This is a genomic window from Pseudoxanthomonas sp. CCNWLW251 (assembly GCF_037402255.1).
GTDB lineage: Bacteria > Pseudomonadota > Gammaproteobacteria > Xanthomonadales > Xanthomonadaceae > Pseudoxanthomonas_A.
The window spans coordinates 840099-857415 of record NZ_JBBEGA010000002.1 but is presented as its reverse complement, the minus strand read 5'-3'; the positions used below and the strand labels follow the sequence as shown (position 1 = coordinate 857415).

Here is a 17317-nt window from a genome sequence, read left to right as displayed (position 1 = left end):
GTCGCTCCTACAAAAGCGGGGTCGTCAGTACACGTCGCGCCCGTAGCGTCCCTCCGTCTGCAGCTGGACCAGATACTCGCGCGCCGCTTCCGCATCCATCCCGCCATGCTCGGCGACGATGGCCTGCAGCGTGGCCTGCACGTCCTTGCCCATCGCGATGGCGCCGCAGACATACAGGTGCGCGCCGTTCTGCAGCCAGTCGTAGACCTCGCGGCCGCGTTCGCGCAGGCGGTCCTGCACGTACACCTTGCGGGCCTGGTCGCGCGAGAAGGCCAGGTCCAGCCGGTGCAGTTCGCCGCTGCGCAGCGCGTCCTGCCACTCGCTCTGGTAGAAGAAGCCGTGGTTGAAATGCTGGGCGCCGAAGAACAGCCAGTTGCGGCCGCGTGCGCCGGTCTCGGCGCGCTCCTGCACGAACCCGCGGAACGGCGCCACGCCGGTGCCGGGGCCGATCATCAGGATGTCGCGGCTGCCATCGGCGGGCACGCGGAAGCGTTCGTTGGCCTCGATGTAGACCGGTACCTGGTCGCCTTCCCCGCGTGCGGCGAGAAAGCCGCTGGCCGCACCGCCGTGTGCATGGCCGAAGGCGTCGTAGCCCAGCACGTCGACGGTCAGGTGGGCTTCTTCGCCCACGCGCTTGCGGCTGGAGGCGATGGAGTACAGACGTGGCGCCAGCGGGCGCAATGCGGCGACCAGTTCCTGCGCGGACCAGTCGGCGGGCCAGCGACGCAGCACGTCGATGATCTGGTGGGTGCCGAACAACTGCGCCAGCGCCGGTGCGTTCGCCGGGCCGAGCAGGGTGTTGAGTTCTTCCGCCTGCGCGTGTGCGGCATGCGTGGCCAGGAACGGACGCGACACGCGGGTCAGTTCGCGGCGCGCCGCGAGCCATTCGCGCAGCGGCAGGGTATCGCCGCCTTCGCTGACGGCGCTCTCGCCGTCCAGCTGCAGCGCCTCGATCACGCCATCGACCAGCGCAGCGGGATTGCGGTGGCGCACGCCCAGCGCGTCGCCGGGTTCATAGTGCAGGCCGCTGCCTTCCAGCGACAGTTCGATATGGCGCACGTCCTTGTCGGCAACGCCGTGCTGGCCGAAGCGCGGTCCCTTGAAGTCGCGACCGCTGATGCGCTGGTTGAGCAGCAGCTCGGCGGGGAACGGGTGCTCGTGCGACCACGCGGCCGCATGGCCCGGGCGCAGCGGGGTGACGGATGCGAGCGAGGTGACGGCGGGTGCCTTCAGCAGCTCGCGCGCATGTCCCAGCGCCTGTTCGCGCCACGGGGCGGCGACGGTATCGATGTCGAGATCCGCCAGGCCGGCAGCGAACAGGCGGCTGCCGCCCAGTTCGGCCAGGCGCACGTCCAGGCGCGTGGCGATGCCGCAGAAGTCGGCATAGCTGGAATCGCCCAGGCCGAGGACGGCGTACTTGAGTTCCGGCAGCTTCGGCGCGCGCTTGCCGCGCAGGAATTCCACCAGGCCGATGCTGTCATCCGGCGGGTCGCCTTCGCCCTGGGTGCTGATGACGATGTACAGCAGGCGCTCGCTGGCGAGCTCGCGCTGCGGGTAGGCATCGGCCCGCAGCAGGCGAACCGACAATCCGGCGGCTTCCGCCTGCTGCGCCAGCGCTTCCGCGGTGCGGCGGGCGTTGCCGGTCTGGCTGCCGTAGACGATGGTCAGGCGCTGGCCGGCCTGCGGGCCGGCGGCCGGCACGACGGCCAGAGGCTGGGGGGCGGCGTGGGCAGCCGGCGCGAGTTGCGCCTGGGCCAGGCCGGCCGTGTACCCCGAGATCCACCACAGGCTGGCGCCATCCAGGCCGGCGACCGCCTGGGCCAGCAGCGCCCGCCGTTCCTCCGCGAGGGGGATGGGGGCAGGAACAGGCTGGGTGGCGGACATTCGGTATGGCCCGTGGGCGCGACTGGGACAACCGATGTTAGGAAGGCGACGCCACGCGTTGAAAGGACGCATGGTTATGGGCTTATGGCCTGAGCTTATTTCGCCGGCATGAGGCGCGAGCCGAATACTTCCCGGCCTCCGGACCCGGCACCAACGCCCTGCTAGGCTAGCGTGTCCGGGTCCTTCGCCCCCTTTGCCTGCCTCGATGACCGCCGTACCCCGCCTCTCCCATCTCGACCGCCTGGAAGCGGAAAGCATCCACATCCTCCGCGAGGTCGCCGCCGAATTCCGCAATCCGGTGCTGCTGTACTCGGTGGGCAAGGACAGTTCGGTGCTGCTGCACCTGTTGCTGAAGGCGTTCGCCCCGGCCCGGCCGCCCATCCCGCTGCTGCATGTGGACACCCGCTGGAAGTTCCGCGAGATGATCGCCTTCCGCGACCGGCGCGCCGCCGAGACCGGCGTGGACCTGCGGGTACACATCAATCCGGACGGGATCGCCCAGGACATCGGGCCGATCAGCCACGGTGCCACCGTGCACACCGACGTGATGAAGACCCGGGGCCTGAAGCAGGCGTTGGACCAGTACGCCTTCGATGCCGCGATAGGCGGTGCCCGCCGCGACGAGGAGAAGTCGCGCGCCAAGGAACGCGTGTTCTCCTTCCGCAACGACAAGCACCGCTGGGACCCGAAGAACCAGCGCCCCGAACTGTGGAACCTGTACAACGCGCGCATCCACAAGGGCGAGAGCGTGCGCGTGTTCCCGCTGTCCAACTGGACCGAACTGGACATCTGGCTCTACATCTACCGCGAGAACATTCCGGTGGTGCCGCTGTATTTCGCCGCCGAACGTCCCGTGGTGGAGCGCGACGGCGCGCTGATCCTGGTGGATGACGAGCGCCTGCCGCTGCGCGACGGCGAAGTGCCGCAGCAGCGCCGCGTACGCTTCCGCACCCTGGGTTGCTACCCGCTGACCGGTGCCATCGACTCCAACGCCGATTCGCTGGAGAAGATCATCGCCGAGATGCTGGTGACCACCAGTTCCGAGCGCCAGGGCCGGGTGATCGACCAGGATCCGGGTGCATCGATGGAGAAGAAGAAGCTGGAGGGCTATTTCTGATGAGCATCCCTCCGCCGTCGTCCCAGCGCACGCTGGGATCCAAGTTGGTGTTCGCGCGATCAATGACGCTTGCCTGGGCTCCCTGCAAGATCAAGATGGATCCCAGCGTTCGCTGGGATGACGATACCGGTCTGGAGTTGACGCGCATGAAGATGATGTCGGTGGCCGCTGCATGAATACCGCAAGCGACATCGCCACCTACCTGAAGCAGCACGAATCCAAGCCGCTGTTGCGCTTCATCACCTGCGGCAGCGTGGACGATGGCAAGAGCACGCTGATCGGCCGCCTGCTGTACGACAGCAAGCGCCTGTTCGACGACCAGCTGGCCGCGCTGGAAAAGGACAGCCGCAAGCACGGCACCCAGGGTGAGCGCATCGACTACGCGCTGCTGCTGGACGGCCTGGCCGCCGAACGCGAGCAGGGCATCACCATCGACGTGGCCTACCGCTACTTCGATACGGACAAGCGCAAGTTCATCGTCGCCGACTGCCCCGGGCATGAGCAGTACACGCGCAACATGGCCACCGGCGCATCCACCGCGGACCTGGCCGTGGTGCTGGTGGATGCGCGCAAGGGCCTGCTGACGCAGACCCACCGGCACAGCTACATCGTCTCGCTGCTCGGCATCCGCCACGTGGTGCTGGCGGTGAACAAGATGGATCTGGTGGATTTCGACCAGGCCGTGTTCGAACGCATCGCCGCCGACTACCGCACGCTCGCGCAGCGACTCGGCATTGCGTCCATCGCCTGCATTCCGCTGTCGGCGCTGGAAGGCGACAACCTGTCCACGCGTTCCGTACGCACGTCGTGGTACACCGGCCCCGCCTTGCTGGAACACCTGGAAAGCGTGCAGGTCGACGCGCACGATACCGGCGCGGGCCTGCGCCTGCCGGTGCAATGGGTCAACCGCCCGCACCAGAATTTCCGCGGCTATGCAGGCACGATCGCGGCGGGTGAGGTGAAGCCGGGCGACGAGGTGGTGGTGCTGCCGTCCGCGCGCCGTTCACGCATCGAGCAGGTACTTGGCCCGGATGGCGAAGTCGCCACGGCGCACGCCGGCCAGGCCGTGACGTTGACCTTGGCGGACGAGATCGACATCAGCCGCGGCGACGTGATCGCCGCCGCCGGCGATCCGCCCGAGGTCGCCGACCAGTTCGCCGCGCACCTGCTGTGGATGTCCGACGCGCCGCTGCTGCCGGGCCGGCCCTACTGGCTGAAGATCGGTGCGCGCACGGTGTCGGCCACGGTGACGGAGATCAAGCACCGCATCGACGTGAACACCCAGGAGCACCTGGCCGCCAAGCGGCTGGAGCTCAACGAGGTCGGCTACTGCAACCTCAGCCTGGATGAACCGGTCGCTTTCGATACCTACGCGCGCAATCGCGCGCTGGGCAGCTTCATCCTGGTCGACCGTTACGACAACGGCACGGCCGCTGCGGGTACGCTGGACTTCGCGCTGCGCCGCGCCGGCAACGTGCACTGGCAGCATGTCGATGTCGACAAGGCCGCGCGTGCGCGCCAGAAGGGGCAGGTGCCGAAAGTCCTGTGGTTCACCGGCCTTTCCGGCGCGGGCAAATCCACCATCGCCAACCTGGTCGACAAGCGCCTGCATGCACTGGGCTACCACAGCTTCCTGCTGGATGGCGACAACGTGCGCCATGGGCTGAACCGCGACCTCGGCTTCACCGACGAGGATCGCGTGGAGAACATCCGTCGCGTGGCCGAGGTGGCGAAGTTGATGACCGACGCCGGCCTGATCGTGCTGGTCAGTTTCATTTCGCCCTTCCGCGCGGAGCGGCGGATGGCGCGCGACCGGTTCGCCGACGGTGAGTTCATCGAGGTCTTCGTCGACGTGCCCCTCGATCTCGCCGAGGCGCGCGATGTGAAGGGCCTGTATCGCAAGGCCCGGGCGGGGTTGATCCCGAATTTCACCGGCATCGATTCGCCGTATGAAACCCCCGAGCACCCCGATGTGCATCTGCACGCGGGCGAACAGGACCCCCAGGCCCTGGCGCTCCAGGTGCTGGCGAAGCTGGGCCTGGAGTAACGCAAGGGCCGACCTCGCCGCAGCCGGCAAGGGTCATAGGTCATGGTTTGGCATGTGCACCCCATGCCCTTTGGCGCGTTTCCCGCACGAACCGCCGCATCCGCTGCAGCGTGTTTCACGTACGGCCGGTAGACTGCGTGAATAACGGAAATTACGGGAAGTTCCATGCTCAACCGATTTGCCCCCCGCGCCCTGCTGGTCGCGCTGCCCCTCTTGCTGCTTGCCGCCTGTGGCGGTGACAAGGGTGCGCAGGCGAAGGGCAACGGCAATGGCGGCGCGGGCGAGCGGCCCATCCCGGTCACCACCCAGGTCGTCCGGCAGACCGCATGGAACGACACCCTGCAGGCGCTGGGCACGGCGAAGGCACGCGAGTCCGTCACCCTGACCGCGAAGGTCAGCGAGATCGTGCAGGACGTGCATTTCGAAAGCGGCCAGCAGGTCAAGGCTGGCCAGACCCTGGTCACGCTGAAGGGCGACGCCGCGCAGGCCACGCTGGTGCAGGCGGAGGCGACCTACGCGGAGGCCGAACGTCTTTACCGTCGACAGAAGGAACTCGCCGACCAGCAGCTGATCGCCCGTTCGCAACTGGATACCCAGCTCGCGCTGCGCGATGCCGCCGCCGCGCGCGTGCGCCAGGCGCGCGCTGACATCGGCGACCGCAGCGTGCGCGCGCCGTTCGCCGGGGTCCTGGGCATCCGCCAGGTCAGTCCCGGTTCGCTGATCACCGCCAACAGCACTATCGCCACGCTGGATGACATTTCGCGCATGTACGTGGACTTCCAGGTGCCGGAGGCCGCGCTGGCGTCCGTCGAGGCCGGCAACACGGTGACCGCGACTGCTGCCGCGTATCCGGGCGAGTCGTTCGAGGGCGAGGTGGAGACCATCGAAGCGCGCATCGACGCGACCACGCGCGCCGTGACCGTGCGTGCGGTGTTCCCGAATACCGAGCGCAAGCTGCGTCCGGGCATGCTGCTGGACGTACGCCTGTTCCGTCCCGAGCGGCAGGCGCTGGTGATTCCCGAGATCGCGGTGGTGCAGGTGGGCCGCGATTCGTTCGTCTACCGGGTCAAGCCGGATGGCAGCGTCGAGCAGGCGGCGGTGACCGCAGGCGTGCGGCGTGACGGCCGGGTCGAGATCGTGAAGGGCATTGCCGCCGGCGACCGCATCGTCATCGACGGCACCGGCAAGCTGCGTCCGGGCGTGAAGGTGGCCGATGCCGCCCCGGCGGCGACGCCCAAGCAGGACGCCCCCGCCGCCGACGGCCAGGACTGAGCGCATGAAGCTCTCCGATCTGTCGATCAAGCGCCCCGTCTTCGCGGTGGTGGTCAGCCTGCTGCTGGTCGTGCTGGGCGTGATGTCGTTCCTGCGGCTGACCCTGCGCGAACTGCCCAACATCGACCCGCCCATCGTGTCGGTGGAAGTGAACTATCCGGGCGCGTCGGCGGCGGTGGTCGAAACACGCATCACCCAGATCCTCGAGGACGGTCTGTCGGGCATCGAGGGCATCAAGACCATCCAGTCGAGCAGCCGCAACGGCCGCGCCGACGTCACCATCGAGTTCAACCTCAGCCGCGACATCGAGGCTGCCGCCAACGATGTGCGCGACCGTGTCAGCCGCGTGATGAACCGCCTGCCGGACGAAGCCGATCCGCCGCAGATCTCCAAGGTCGAGGCCGACGCCGACGTCATCATCTGGTTGAACATGCGCTCCACCGTGATGGACACGATGGAGCTGACCGACTACGCCGACCGTTATGTGCTGGACCGCCTGTCCGCGCTGGATGGCGTGGCGCGCGTGCAGCTCGGCGGCGGTCAGCGCTATGCGATGCGGATCTGGCTGGACCGCGAGGCGATGGCGGCGCGCGGCGTGACCACCGGCGATGTCGAGACCGCGCTGCGCGCGCAGAACATCGAGTTGCCGGCCGGCCGCATCGAATCGGCCACGCGCGACTTCACCCTGCGCGTCGAGCGCGGGTACCAGCGGCCGGAGCAGTTCGCCCAGTTGCCGCTGCGCAAGGGCGCCGACGGTTACGTGGTGCGGCTGGGCGACGTGGCCAAGGTGGAACTGGGTGCCGAAGAGCGTCGCTCCTACCTGCGCAGCAACGCGGTGCCGAACGTCGGCCTGGGCATCGTGCGCACGTCCACCGCGAACGCGCTCGACGTGGCGCGCGCGGCGCGCGCCGAGGCCGAGATCATCCAGCAGACGCTGCCGGAAGGCACCGACATCTTCGTCGCCTTCGACAGCACCACGTTCATCGAGGCCTCGATCGAACGCGTCTACTGGACGCTGGGCGAGGCGATGGTGCTGGTGTTCCTGGTGATCTGGCTGTTCCTCGGCAGCCTGCGCGCGGCGCTGATCCCCGCAGTGACCGTGCCCGTCTGCCTGATTTCCGCCTTCATCGCGCTCTATGCCTTCGGCTTCTCGATCAACCTGCTGACCCTGCTCGCGCTGGTGCTTTGCATCGGCCTGGTGGTGGACGACGCCATCGTGGTGCTGGAGAACGTGCAGCGCCGCGCCGATCTGGGCGAACCGGCGCTGGTGGCCGCGCGCCGCGGCACTGCCCAGGTGGCCTTCGCGGTGATCGCGACCACGGCGGTACTGGTGGCGGTGTTCCTGCCCGTCGGCTTCATGGAGGGCAACACCGGGCGCCTGTTCCGCGAGTTGTCCGTGGCGCTGGCGGCGGCGGTGGCGATCTCGGCCTTCGTCGCACTGACGCTGACGCCGATGATGTCGTCCAAGCTGGTGCGGCCGCATACCGAGCCGCGCGGACTCAACGCGTGGACCAACCGCACGCTGACCCGCGTCAGCGACGGCTACGGCCGGCACGTGGAGCGCCTGGTCGGCCTGACCGGCAAGCGCATCCTCGGCCTGGTGCTGGCGGCCATGGCGCTGTGCGGCATCGCCATCGTCGTGCTCGGCCTGCGCGTGCCGAGCGAACTGGCGCCTGCGGAAGATCGCGGCCGCTTCTTCGTCATGGTCGATGGCCCGGAAGGCGCGGGCTTCGACTACATGGTCAACCAGATGCAGCAGGTCGAGCGCATCGTGATGGGCCAGGTGGGCGGCGACAAGCCGATCGAACGCGCCAACTCGCGCGTGCCGCGCGGCTTCGGCGGCAGCGAGGACATGCATACCGGCCAGGTGATCGTGTTCCTGCAGGACTGGCACGAGCGCGAGGCCACCACGGACGACGTCGTCAACGGCCTGCGCGCCGAGCTGTCCAGGCTGCCGGGCGTGCAGGCGCGCGCCAACGTGGCCGGCGGCCTGGTCGGCAGCCGTGGCCAGCGCTACCAGCTGGTGCTGGGTGGCCCCGACTACGTCGAGCTGGCGCAGTGGCGCGACCGCATCCTGCAACGGATGGAATCCAACCCGGGCATCCAGGACCCGGATTCCGACTACAAGGAAACGCGGCCGCAGATGCGCGTGAACATCGACCGCGACCGCGCCGCCGACCTCGGGGTGTCGGTGCAGGAGATCGGCCGCACGCTGGAAACGATGATGGGCTCGCGCCAGGTGACCACGTACGTGGACAACGGCGAGGAGTACGACGTCATGCTGCAGGCCGGCCGCGACAAGCGCGCCAACACCGAGGATCTGGCGCAGACCTACGTGCGCGGCAGCGACGGCGCGCTGATCCCGCTGTCCAACCTGGTGACGCTGAGCGAGATCGCCGAGCCGGGCACGTTCAACCGCTTCAACCGCCTGCGGGCGATCACCATCAGCGCCGGCCTCGCGCCCGGCTACACGATGGGCGAGGCGCTGGAATGGACGCGGCAGACGGTGGCCGAGGAGTTGCCGGACTATGCGCAGATCGACTGGAAGGGCGAGTCGCGCGAGTACCAGGAAGCCGGTGGCGCGATCCTGCTGACCTTCACGCTGGCGCTGCTGATCGTCTATCTGGTGCTGGCGGCGCAGTTCGAGAGCTTCATCCACCCGCTGATCATCATGCTGACCGTGCCGCTGGCGGTGCTGGGCGCGCTGATCGGCCTGTGGGTCACCGGCGGTACGCTGAATCTCTTCAGCCAGATCGGCATCGTGATGCTGATCGGGCTGGCGGCGAAGAACGGCATCCTGATCGTCGAGTTCGCCAACCAGCTGCGCGATGACGGGGCGGATGTGGCGCGCGCCATCGCCGAATCGGCGCGCGTGCGCCTGCGTCCCATCCTGATGACGTCGGTGGCCACGGTGATGGGCGCAGTGCCGCTGGTGCTCGCCGGCGGCCCGGGTTCGGCCAGCCGGGCGACCATCGGCGTCGTGGTGATCTTCGGCGTGACCTTCTCCACGCTGCTGTCGTTGTACGTGGTGCCTGCGTTCTATGCGCTGCTGGCGCCGTACACGCGCTCGCCCGAAGCCGTCGCGCACGAGCTGGGCAAACTGGAAGCGGAAACCCCTTCCGTGGGCGGCCATGGCTGAGTCCGGCGGACGTCCGTTCGCCGGCGTCCGGCTGGAGGGCGAGGGGTTCGTGCTGCGTGCCTGGCAGCATGATGACCTGGACGCCCTGGTGCGGCATGCGGATGACCCGCTTGTACCGCGCGGGTTGAGCGACCGCTTCCCGCATCCCTATACGCGCGCGGATGGCGAAGCCTTCCTCGCCGGTCGCGTGGTCGACCTCGATCATCCCGTGCTCGCGATAGAAATCGACGGCGAGGCCTGCGGCGGCATCGGCGTGCGCCCGCGCCACGGCGAGAAGGCCCATGCGGCGGAACTGGGTTACTGGCTGGGACGCCGCCATTGGGGGCACGGGCACATGACCCGTATCGTCGCGGCCTACCTGGAATGGGCGGTGCCTGCGCTCGATCTGCATCGGATCGAGGCCAACGTGCTGGACGTCAATCCCGCCTCGGCACGGGTGCTGGAGAAGAACGGCTTCCAGCAGGAAGGCGTGCGCCGTGCGGCCGTGCGCAAGCCCGACGGGCTGCACGACCTGCGGCTCCTGGGCCGGATCTGGCCCTGAATCCACGTGGGGACTGCGCAGCGGCGCAGGTTACGGGTATCTTTCAGGGACCTGGCAGCGTTCGGCCGCCGCTTTCCCGCATCCCTGCATCAACGACCGGAGACCCATCCCCGTGGAAGCCTTTTTTGCCTGGTTGAACGGCATCATCTGGAGCAATGCGCTGATCGCGCTGTGCCTGGGTGCCGGCCTGTGGTTCACCATCCGCACCCGCGTCATGCAGGTGCGCGGTTTCGCCGAGATGTGCCGCCTGACGGTGACCGGCCAGAAGTCGGACGCCGGCGTGTCTTCGTTCCAGGCGCTGGCGATCTCGATGGCCGGACGCATGGGCATCGGCAACATCGCCGGCGTCGCCACGGCGATCGCCTATGGCGGCCCGGGCGCGGTGTTCTGGATGTGGGTGATGGGCTTCCTGGGCGCGTCGACCTCGTACATCGAGTGCACCCTGGCGCAGATCTACAAGGAGAAGGACGGCGAAGGGCGTTATCGCGGCGGCCCGGCCTACTACATCGAGAAGGCGATGGGTCTGAAGTGGTACGCGGTGACCTTCGCCGTGGCCACGGTCATCGCCACCGGCCTGCTGCTGCCGGGTGTGCAGGCCAACGCGATCGCCGACAGCGCCACCAACGTGCTGTGCGGCATGGGCGACTGCGCCGCCGTGGGCGGCACCGGCGCGCTGAAACTCTGGATCGGGCTGGGCGTGGCGGCCGTACTAGCGGTCATCATCTTCGGCGGCATCAAGCGCATCGCGACCTTCGCCGAGGTCGTGGTGCCGTTCATGGCGCTGGCTTTCATCCTGATGGCGGTGATCGTGATGATCGCCAACGCCGGCAAGGTGCCGGCGATGTTCGCCGACATCTTCTCCAGCGCGTTCGGCGCGCATGCGGCCTTCGGCGCGATCATCGGCCAGGCCATCGCCTGGGGCGTGAAGCGCGGCATCTACGCCAACGAAGCCGGCCAGGGCACCGGCCCGCACGCCGCCGCGGCCGCCGAAGTCTCGCACCCCGCCAAGCAGGGTTACGTGCAGGCGTTCGCGATCTACTTCGACACCATGCTGGTGTGCACCTCGACGGCGTTCCTGTTGCTGTCGACGGGCATGTACAACACGTTCAAGACGGTCAGCGAGAACGGCAAGGACACGCTGGTCGAGATATTCTCCGGCGTTCCCGGCCTGCAGCCATCGGAAGGTGCGCAGTTCACCCAGGCGGCAGTGGAATCGGTGCTGCCGGGCTGGGGCGCAGGCTTCGTGGCGCTGGCGCTGTTCTTCTTCGCCTTCACCACGATCATGGCCTACTACTACATGGCCGAGACCAACCTGACCTACCTGGCCGGCGTGAAGAAAACCCACCCGCTGGCGACGCTGCTGCTGCGCCTGGGCATCGTGGGCATGGTCGTGTTCGGCGCGTACCACAACGCCGCGATGGCGTGGACGCTGGGCGACATCGGCGTGGGCCTGATGGCATGGTTGAACGTCATCGCCATCCTGATCCTGCAGAAGCCGGCCCTGATCGCGTTGCGCGACTACGAGCGGCAGAAGAAGCAGGGGCTGGACCCGACCTTCGATCCGGAAGCGCTCGGCATCCGCAACGCGCACTTCTGGAAGAAGCAGGCCTGACGTGAGCAATCCCTGGAACACCCGTCCGCCGCGTCCGCCCGGCAATCCGCCGGATCGCCGGCGTCCGCCAAGGGCGCAGGATGAGCGTCCACCCCGCGTCCAAGCCTCCGGTGGCGAACGTCCTGCGGACGCTTCACGCGAGGAACTGCGCCTGTACGGTCTGAATGCCGTGCAGGCAGTGTTCGCGCGGCGCCCCGACGCCATCCGCAAGCTGTATCTCCTCGAAGCGCGCATCCCCGCGCTGAAACCCCTGCTGGCATGGTGCGTCAAGCACCGTGTCGGCTACCGGGTGGTGGAGGAGGGTGATCTGGATCGCCTGGCTGCCAGCACGCACCACGAAGGCGTGGTGGCCGACGTGCTGAAACTGGCGCCGTCGCCGATGACGGACTGGTTGCGTGCGCTTCCCGAGGGACAGCCGGCCGCAGCGCTGTGGCTGGACGGCGTGGGCAATCCGCACAACTTCGGCGCCATCCTGCGCTCGGCCGCGCATTTCGGCGTGGCCGGCATCCTGCTGCCGCGCGACTCCACGCTGGCGCTGTCCGGTGCGGCGGCGCGTGTGGCCGAGGGCGGCGCCGAACAGGTGCCGCTGGTGCGGATGGGCAACCCGGAGAATGCGCTGGCGCAATTGCGCGGCGCAGGCTTTGCGCTGGCCGCCACTGTCGTGCGCGGGGGAGATGACCTGTTCGCGGCAAGACTGCCGCAACGCCTGATCTACGTGATGGGCGCGGAAGGCGAGGGCATGGATGCGCGCCTCGCCGAGGCCTGCGACCTGCGCCTGTCGATTCCCGGCAGCGGTGCAGTCGAGAGCCTCAACGTCGCCGCCGCGACGGCGGTGTTCCTGGCGCAGTGGAAGCAGCGTCTGTCGACAAAACTGTAGGAGGGGCTTCAGCCCCGACTTCGTTTTTTTGCGATCTCGGTAGTCAGCAGTGAGGGTCGGGGCTGAAGCCCCTCCTACAGGTCTACTCCTTCAGCTGGCTGCCGAAATCGCCCTCGGCTTCTGCCGCCAGGTACGCGAACACCGTGTACGCCGCGACATTCTGCGCCAGCGCCGCCGGGTCGATCTTGTCCAGCGTGTCATCGGCGTTGTGGTGCAGGTCGAAGTAGTCGCTGCCGTCCTGCGCCAGCCACGCCCACGCCATGCCCTTCGCGGCGAATGGACTGATGTCCGGGCCTGCGCTGCCCTTGCCGGGTGCGTACTCGATGCCCAGCGGCGCCAGTGCCTGCGCGATCTGTTCGGTCGCCTTGCGCGCATGGTCCGGCGCGCCGGTATTGAACGCGTAGATGCGGCCCGCGCCGAAGTCGCTTTCGGCGGCGATCTGGTGGCGCGTGATGTCGGCCAGGTACTTCTCCGCGTAGGCCTTGCCGCCGTAGAGGCCCTGCTCTTCGTTGGCGAAGGCGATTACGCGGATGGTGCGCTTCGGCGCCTGCTTGAGCTGGCCGATCAGATGCCCCGCTGCCATGGTGATGCCGATGCCCGCGCCGTCGTCGATCGCGCCGGTGCCCAGGTCCCACGAATCCAGGTGGCCACCGATCACCACCACTTCCTTGGGCAGGCTGCGTCCGGTGATCTCGCCGATGACATTGTGCGAGGTGTACTCGCCGTCCCAGCCGCAATCCAGTGCGAGCGACACGCGCACCGCGCCGCGCTGCAGCAGACGCGCCAACTGGTCGGCATCGGGGATGGTCAGCGACGCGGACGGTACCGGCGTCAGGCCCTCGTCGAAGCGCGTGATGCCGGTATGCGCGACGCGGTGGTTGTCGGTGCCGGCCGAGCGCATCAGGAACGCGATGGCGCCCTTGCGGATCGCCGCCGAGGGTCCTTTCGAGCGGATCGCGCCGCCGTTGCGGTAGTCGCTGCCGTCACGCGCGGCCTTCATCGGATAGTCGACGAAGGCGATCTTGCCGGCCAGCGAGCCCGCCGGTGCCGCTTCCAGTGCGGCCAGGTCGGCGAAGCGCACGATCTCCGCGTCCACCTTGCCCGCGGGGCTGCCGCCCAGCGCGGTGATCGTCAGCGGTTGCGCGTGCGTGCCGAGCACGGCCGCGCTTTCGCTGCGGCGCACCCACTTGGGAAACGTCACCGGTTCGATCCACACCTTGTCGAAACCGAGTGCCTTGAACTTCGCCTGTGCCCACGCGACCGCCTTCGCGTCGGCCTCGCTGCCGGCCAGGCGCGGGCCCACTTCGGTCGTCAGTGATTCGACGACGTTCCAGCCGGTGCGGTCCGTGAGGGCCTGCTCGCGCAGTTGCGCGGCAGTGGCCAGTGCGGTGTCGGGGATGCGGGTTTCGCGGGAGGCGGCGAAGGCGGGCGCGGTGACGGCCAGGGCGAGCAGCAGCGGAGCAAGACGCATGGAGGGTCCCGGAAAAACGAAGGCCACGAGCTTACCAGCCCGTGGCCCCGTGTTTCCGTCGACGGCGTTGCCGATCCGGAACGCCGCGTGCCGTTATTTCTTCAGTGCGTCCCGGATCTCGCGCAGCAGCACGATGTCCTCGGGCGTGGCGGCTTCCGGCGCGGGTGCACGCACGCGGTTGTAGGCTTTCAGGAACAGGAAGATCACGAACGCGATGATCAGGAAGTCGATGGCGGTCTGCAGGAAAGCGCCATACTTCAACAGCAGCGCCGGCACGATCTCCTTGCCTGCCGCATCCACCTGCGCCGCGCGCAGGGTCACCGCCAGGTCGCTGAATTTCACGCCGCCCATCGTCAGGCCCACCAACGGCATCACGATGCCATCCACCAGGCTGCTGACGATCTTGCCGAACGCGGCACCGATGACCACGCCGACGGCCAGGTCGACCACGTTGCCGCGCGATACGAACTCCTTGAACTCGCTGATCATGCCCATCCCATGTCCTCGTCAGTCGGCGCCTCTGCGGCGTCGCCGCCGACTATATCGCACGCACCGTCGATCAGCCGGCAATACGGCCGCGCAACTCGACCACGCCGTCGAGGGTGGCGGTGAACGTGTCGCCCGGCACCAGCGCAGCCACGCCTGCGGGCGTGCCCATGAAGACCAGGTCGCCCGCCTTCAGTGCGTAAAGCATGGACAACTCGTGCAGGATGTCGGCCACGTCCCAGATGAGGTCGTGCAGCGCGCCATGCTGGCGCATGTCGCCGTTCACCCGCAGGGTCAGCGTGCGGTCTTCCAGCACCCCGACATCCGCCGCTGGAACCAGTTCGCTGACCGGTGCGGAATGATCGAAGCCTTTGCCGGTATCCCAGGGCAGGCCCTTGGCCTTGGCCGCGCCCTGCAGGTCGCGACGGGTCAGGTCCAGGCCGACGCCGTAGGCGATCACCAGCGCCTTCGCGGCCCCGGGGGAGAGCGGTCCGGGCGGTGCGTCGCTGCCCAGCGCGACGACCAGTTCCACCTCGTGGTGCAGGTCGCGCGTGCCCGGCGGGTAGGGAACATCCGCATTCGCGGTGACGATCGCGTCGCCCGGCTTGTGGAAGAACACGGGGCTGCCGCGCTCGGCCTTCGAAGCGGGTGCGGTCGCGCCCATCTCGCGCGCGTGGTCGGCGAAGTTGCGGCCCACGCAGAAGATGCGGCGCACCGGGAACGTGCCGCCACCGCGCACCGGAACGCGCGGAACAGGCGGAGCAGGGATGATGTCGGTCATGTCGGCCACCCGGGGAATGTGGCCGCAGAGTTTAGGCGGGAACGCGCTCGCCCCGCCAAGATGCTCAATGCGAGAGGGGCAGCACCGGCTTGCGGACCACGTGGTACTCCGCGTCGACCACCCGCGCATCGCGCGCGCTGGGCTTGCCCCGCTGGCGCAGGAGCTTGTAAGCCAGGCCGCCGGCGATCATCGCGGCACCGACGAACACGCTGAAGAACACCAGCACGCCGAGCAGCAGCACACCCAGCAGGCCCAGGCCGACCCGCAGCAGCGGATGGCGCGGCTTGCGCGGAGCGAACACGTGGCGGAAGGCATTGAACTGGAAATGGCGTGCGTACATGGCGTTGCGTCGTGACAGAATGCGGCCGGAGCCGGTACGCGCAGTATCGGATGACCGTTTGATGACCGTGTGAGGACTTCGTTAAGCGACATGCGACTGAGCGCACTGAATGACATCGCCGACGGCGGTTTCGCCGAGGTTGAAGCCGTGATCGGCGACGATGCCGAGTCGTTGATCCTGCATCGCGATGGCGGCGATGTGCGCGCATGGCTCAATGTCTGTCCCCACGCCGGCAGACGGCTGGACTGGGCGCCTGGTCAATTCCTCAAGAGCAAGGACGGCCATCTTGTCTGTGCCGCCCACGGTGCCTCGTTCGAACTCGTACGCGGTGACTGCGTCGCCGGGCCCTGCCGCGGCGATTCGCTGTGCGCCGTCGCCGTGCAGGTGCGTGACGGCGAGGTGTGGCTGGACTGAGCCGCGCTGCTGGCGTCAGTCGACGCCTTGCACGATCACGCAATGCCAGCCGGTGCGGTAGGTCTCGTAGCCGGGTGACGCGGCCTGTGCCACGCAATGGGGGCGGCCTTCGATGGATACGTCGATCGCGCCACGGGGCTGGGCGAACAGGGATGCATGCCCAGGAAAATCGAGTCGCGAGGCATCCGCGCCGGACTGCGTGTCGGCCAGCAACCGGCCCTGCGCATCGACGATGCAGACCCGGCTACGGCGCCATTCCACCTCCGACAATGGCGTCCGTTCCACGATGGTCTGCGCCAGTGCGTCCCATCGGAACACGATACCGAGCACGCCCAGCATGCGCCCCTGTACGCGACCGCCTTCGCGCACCGTGCAGGCGTAGACCAGCACGCGCTCACCGCCCGCAAGCCTGCTCGCATGCATGGACTGGAAGCCGAACTCTTCGCCATTGCGCGTGGACATGGCGGACTGGAACCATTCCTGCTGCGCGACCGAGTGGCCTGCGGACGGGTACTGGCGTGGCCGGCCATTGGTCAGCACATTGCCTTGCAGGTCGGTGAGCACGAGGTCGAAATAGACGGTGTAGGAATCCAGTATCTGGCCGAGCCGCTGGCTGGCATGCGTGAGCGCGGCCGGTTGCGGGTCCTGTGCGGCGGCGACGATCGCCGCATCGGTAGCCCACCAGCGCACATCGCAACTGCGCTCGTACAGGTTGCGGTCGATCAGGTCGATGTTGGCCAGCGCCAGGTCCGTCAGCCGCGTCCGGCGCACGTCGGTCTGCAGTTGGTCCAGTCGCTCGCGCAGATCGGTGCTGGTGCGACCCGCCATGCGGTCGATTTCCTGCGCGGTGTCGCTGACCCGTCGCGACAGCGTGTCCATCTCTTCGGCGATCACGCCGAAGCTGCGTCCGGCGCTGCCGATACGCACGGCCTCGATGCGTGCATTCATCGAGATGATGCGGGTGATGCGGTTGATCTCGTCGATCTTCTGCAGCGATTGCCGCAGTTGTTTCAGCAAGGAATCCGATAATCCCGATACCGACTGGATGTGGTCGTCGATGCCGGCGTCGGGCACGGGGGCGACAGCGCATGCGTTCATGGAACTCCTTGTGGGGAAGGGGGCGGGGCGACACGGCGCCGGAATGCGGCAGCGTGAAGTCGCTCCCCGTGTTGAGGCGCTATCGGCGCGCAAGCGGAGTGCTTTAATCGGCACCGTCGCGGTGCGCGATTTCCCCGGGATGGGGCGGCCAGACGTCGCGTGTTGGACGCATGCGCGGTGCTTGCCCCGAATCCGCGCACCACGGACAGGAGACCGGCATGGGCGACGCGAGCAACTG

General features: G+C 68.1%; 15 protein-coding genes. 9 read left to right on the top strand and 6 right to left on the bottom strand.

The window, feature by feature from the left end:
- Window positions 1-24: 24 nt before the first annotated feature.
- Window positions 25-1884, bottom strand: coding sequence for an assimilatory sulfite reductase (NADPH) flavoprotein subunit (locus tag WBN46_RS11080; protein WP_337731552.1), 1860 nt, complete (start codon window positions 1882-1884; stop codon window positions 25-27).
- Window positions 1885-2089: 205 nt separating this feature from the next.
- Here WBN46_RS11080 and cysD point away from each other — a divergent pair, with 205 nt between their 5' ends.
- The 8 genes from cysD (at window position 2090) to WBN46_RS11040 (ending at window position 12489) form a co-directional block, all read left to right on the top strand.
- Complete coding sequence (gene cysD, locus WBN46_RS11075; RefSeq protein WP_337731551.1) at window positions 2090-3001, top strand: sulfate adenylyltransferase subunit CysD; 912 nt, start codon at window positions 2090-2092, stop codon at window positions 2999-3001.
- The gene (locus WBN46_RS11070) at window positions 3001-3177 is read left to right on the top strand and encodes a hypothetical protein (protein ID WP_337731550.1); all 177 of its coding nucleotides are present in this window, start codon (window positions 3001-3003) and stop codon (window positions 3175-3177) included. Before cysD ends, WBN46_RS11070 begins: the two co-directional genes overlap by 1 nt.
- On the top strand, window positions 3174-5048 hold the full coding sequence (gene cysN, locus WBN46_RS11065) for a sulfate adenylyltransferase subunit CysN (protein ID WP_337731549.1): 1875 nt from the start codon (window positions 3174-3176) through the stop codon (window positions 5046-5048). Before WBN46_RS11070 ends, cysN begins: the two co-directional genes overlap by 4 nt.
- Before the next feature lie 165 nt (window positions 5049-5213).
- Complete coding sequence (locus WBN46_RS11060) at window positions 5214-6320, top strand: efflux RND transporter periplasmic adaptor subunit (protein WP_337731548.1); 1107 nt, start codon at window positions 5214-5216, stop codon at window positions 6318-6320.
- 4 nt (window positions 6321-6324) lie between these two features.
- Window positions 6325-9459, top strand: a complete 3135-nt coding sequence (locus tag WBN46_RS11055) for an efflux RND transporter permease subunit (RefSeq protein ID WP_337731547.1) — start codon at window positions 6325-6327, stop codon at window positions 9457-9459.
- The gene (locus WBN46_RS11050) at window positions 9452-10000 is read left to right on the top strand and encodes a GNAT family protein (protein WP_337731546.1); all 549 of its coding nucleotides are present in this window, start codon (window positions 9452-9454) and stop codon (window positions 9998-10000) included. Before WBN46_RS11055 ends, WBN46_RS11050 begins: the two co-directional genes overlap by 8 nt.
- Window positions 10001-10112: 112 nt before the next feature.
- Complete coding sequence (locus tag WBN46_RS11045; protein ID WP_337731545.1) at window positions 10113-11612, top strand: alanine/glycine:cation symporter family protein; 1500 nt, start codon at window positions 10113-10115, stop codon at window positions 11610-11612.
- Between the two features lies 1 nt (window position 11613).
- Window positions 11614-12489 carry a TrmH family RNA methyltransferase gene (locus WBN46_RS11040; RefSeq protein WP_337731544.1) on the top strand — a complete coding sequence of 292 codons (876 nt, stop codon included), beginning with the start codon at window positions 11614-11616 and terminating at the stop codon, window positions 12487-12489.
- Between the two features lie 82 nt (window positions 12490-12571).
- On the opposite strand, the gene WBN46_RS11035 is transcribed toward WBN46_RS11040, so the two are convergent.
- The 4 genes from WBN46_RS11035 to WBN46_RS11020 form a co-directional block, all read right to left on the bottom strand.
- Window positions 12572-13960: a M28 family peptidase gene (locus WBN46_RS11035; protein WP_337731543.1), complete on the bottom strand. Its 1389-nt coding sequence runs from the start codon at window positions 13958-13960 to the stop codon at window positions 12572-12574.
- 93 nt (window positions 13961-14053) lie between these two features.
- Window positions 14054-14455 carry a large-conductance mechanosensitive channel protein MscL gene (gene mscL, locus WBN46_RS11030; protein WP_337731542.1) on the bottom strand — a complete coding sequence of 134 codons (402 nt, stop codon included), beginning with the start codon at window positions 14453-14455 and terminating at the stop codon, window positions 14054-14056.
- Between the two features lie 64 nt (window positions 14456-14519).
- Window positions 14520-15227, bottom strand: a complete 708-nt coding sequence (locus WBN46_RS11025) for a fumarylacetoacetate hydrolase family protein (RefSeq protein WP_337731541.1) — start codon at window positions 15225-15227, stop codon at window positions 14520-14522.
- Window positions 15228-15291: 64 nt separating this feature from the next.
- Window positions 15292-15567, bottom strand: a complete 276-nt coding sequence (locus WBN46_RS11020; RefSeq protein ID WP_337731540.1) for a hypothetical protein — start codon at window positions 15565-15567, stop codon at window positions 15292-15294.
- Window positions 15568-15657: 90 nt separating this feature from the next.
- On the opposite strand from WBN46_RS11020, the gene WBN46_RS11015 reads away from it, so the two are divergent.
- Window positions 15658-15981 carry a Rieske (2Fe-2S) protein gene (locus tag WBN46_RS11015; protein ID WP_337731539.1) on the top strand — a complete coding sequence of 108 codons (324 nt, stop codon included), beginning with the start codon at window positions 15658-15660 and terminating at the stop codon, window positions 15979-15981.
- Between the two features lie 15 nt (window positions 15982-15996).
- Here WBN46_RS11015 and WBN46_RS11010 read toward each other — a convergent pair whose 3' ends face one another.
- Window positions 15997-17079 carry a methyl-accepting chemotaxis protein gene (locus WBN46_RS11010; protein ID WP_337731538.1) on the bottom strand — a complete coding sequence of 361 codons (1083 nt, stop codon included), beginning with the start codon at window positions 17077-17079 and terminating at the stop codon, window positions 15997-15999.
- Window positions 17080-17317 lie beyond the last annotated feature (238 nt).